2 protein-coding genes and 1 pseudogene are annotated in these 2,673 nt (G+C 61.7%); 1 reads left to right on the top strand and 2 read right to left on the bottom strand.

Translation table 11 applies throughout. The features are described from left to right. The first annotated feature begins 166 nt into the window (after positions 1–166). A complete protein-coding gene (locus tag I71_RS33265) occupies positions 167–1,138 on the top strand; it encodes a replication protein RepA (RefSeq protein ID WP_307189045.1) in 972 nt (323 codons plus the stop codon). 89 nt (positions 1,139–1,227) lie between these two features. Here the strand turns inward: I71_RS33265 and I71_RS40380 are convergent. Continuing rightward, positions 1,228–1,996, bottom strand: a pseudogene (locus I71_RS40380) (IS3 family transposase); the annotation flags it as partial. Positions 1,997–2,005: 9 nt separating this feature from the next. Next, the coding region (locus tag I71_RS33255) for a transposase (RefSeq protein WP_042704381.1) at positions 2,006–2,673 on the bottom strand (668 nt) is incomplete at its 5' end.

Genomic DNA, 2,673 nt, shown 5'->3' with positions numbered 1-2,673 from the left:
GAATACACGTTATCCGTGGACTTTAGGGGCAGCGGCATGGACTCTGGGGGCGAACGAATCGGCGCGACTCGGCAAATCCCATGGACTCTGGGGGCGAATCAAATAGTAATATAACAACTAGCTGTTCAAATAGGCTGCGCCCCCAGAGTCCAACTTGAAAGAATTGGTGTCGGCCCTCATCCTGTCGCCGAATCAGGAGCAGGCCATGGCTGAAATTCACCAGCTCATCATCAAGCACGGCCGTGATGAAGCCAAACGACTGGTATCGGTCGAGGACCGTCAATATGTAGATATTGCGGCCCGGATGCTGGCTGAAGAAAATCCTGCACTTGGAATCACCTATTCCGGATTCTGCCTGACAGCTTTGCCCCACAAGCGTCTGGAAGACGATGCGGTTTGGCGTCGGCAGGGACACAAGGTCAGACTGATTATCGAGCCTGGCCGTCTGCCCCTTCCTGGGGGGGAGGACAAACTCTATGGGGTTCCCTTTGGCAGCCGTGCCCGGCTGATGCTGCTCTATCTGCAGACACGGGCCATACAGACCAGCTGCCCCGAAGTCGAACTCGGCCGGAGCATGCGGGAATGGATGAGCCGTATGGGGGTGCCCATAGGCGGCAAGAGCTACAGGGACATCAAGGAACAGGCAAATCGGATTTCCGCCTGCAATTTGACCTTCGTGTGGGATGACGACGGTCGCAAGGCAAAATTCGCAAAAGACTCGATCGTCAAAGGCGGCATCCAGCTTTACGAAGCTGAAGATGACAACCAGCCTCGCCTTTGGATTGATACCGTCCGACTTGGCGACAATTTCTACAAGGCGCTTACGGACCACCCGGTACCAATCGCCGAACCTGCACTGCGGCATATCTCAAACCAAAGCATGGCAATCGACGTCTATATTTGGCTCGCCTACCGCCTGCACTCGCTCGACAAGCCTGCCCTAGTGACCTGGGCAGCGCTGCACGGGCAGTTCGGCGCCGGTTATGACCGCATCAGGAAGTTCAAGGAGAGGTTTGTCGAGCCACTGAAGGCTGCTCTGGCCGTGTATCCGGAAGCCGATGTCGAGATCACGGATGAAGCTCTGATCCTCAAGCCATCCGCACCTCCAATCCCGGAAAGGCAGTTTCTCACGCGGTAGCAACCCGGACTGTGGACTTTAGGGGCGCGCCCCCAGAGTCCACTTCTTTTTGACCTTGCCCGCATGCGACGCCTCTCATAGCCGTGAGATTATGCCGCCCGCGCGCCGTGCTGGCGACGCCAAGTTTCCTCGAATGCCATGGGGCTGGTGTAGCCCAGGGCGGAATGCATCCGTTTGCGATTGTAGAAGCCGAGCCAGTCGATGACCTCGTCCTTGGCGCGGCGTCAGGTTTCGAAGCGGATGCCGTGCAGGCGTTCGACCTTCTGTGAGCCGAACACGGTCTCGTTGACGGCGTTATCCCAGCAATTGCCCTTCCGGCTCATCGAGCCGCGCATGGCGTACCGGCGCTGGCGTATTGCGAGCCTTGATCGGAATGGAAGATCAAGCCTTCGGCCGGCCGGCGCCGAAACCACGCCATGGTCAGTGCGTCGATCACCGGTTGCCGGGTCATGCGCTCCCCCAGCGCCCAACCTGTCGGCTGAACAGGTCGATGACGACGGCCAAGTACAACCAGCCCTCATGCGTGGCAAGGCAGGTGATGTCGCCAGTCCACACCCGATCGGGCAGATCCTGCCGGAACGCCCGGTCCAACAGGTTGTCGGACACCGGCAGGCCGTGGTTGCTGTCGGTCGTTGCCTTGAACTTCCGCTTTCCCCACGCCCTGATGGCATGGTCGCGCATCATTCGCCGCATCCGCTCCTTGCCGACGCGCATGTGCCGCTGGCGCAGTTCCCGCCAGATCCGGGGGCAACCATAGGCGTTGACGCCAAGAGCCGAGCATTGAGCGGAAATCGGCCACTGATCCCGGTGTCGCTGAATAAAGGCGTACTTCACAGCGATTCCTCGGCGAAGTACGCCGCCGCTTTCCTAAGAAACTCCGACGGATTCGGCGCCTGCCTCCTGCAGGACGTAGCCCAGTGACTTGGCGCGACGCTGAAGGTTGGTGAGCACGCGGTTCCGATAACGCTCCTCGTAGTAGGCGGCGCCGGGATCGACGTAGTCCATGCCGTGGCGCAGGGCATTGTAGAACAGCACCGCGATCTTCCGCGCTGTCGCGGTGACCGCCTTGGCCTTGCCGACGCGGGCCGACAGGCGCCGATAGAAGGCGCCCAGGGCGGTCTCGGTTCTACCCACCGTGGTCGCGGCGAGGCGCAGTAGCGCCGCCGCCCGGCTGCCCGAACGCCGGGTCCGCGACGACAGCACCTTGCCTCCAGAGATCTTGTTGCTCGGTGCCAGACACAGCCAGGAGGTAAAGTGCTTGGCGCTCGGCCACGCCGACAGGTCGGTGCCGCACTCGCCCACCAGCTTGAGCGCCAGGGAGGGGCCGAGCCCGTGGATCTGGGTGAGGTCCACGCCGAGGATTGCGTGCAACGCGATGCGGGCGTCGAAGGCCGGCGCGTTGGGCTGCTTGGTCGCATGCCGCGCGGGAGGCAGCTTGCCGGCCGGCTTGGCCGCCACGGCCCGAAGCCGCTTGAGCACCGCCTCGATGCGGGTATCGCAGGCTGCGACCTTTCCTGGTAGAGGTCTAGAGTCGA

It is taken from the genome of Azospirillum sp. B506, assembly GCF_000333595.1.
Lineage (GTDB): Bacteria > Pseudomonadota > Alphaproteobacteria > Azospirillales > Azospirillaceae > Azospirillum.
The sequence above is the reverse complement of the archived record's forward strand: the minus strand, read 5'-3'. Positions and strand labels throughout refer to the sequence as shown.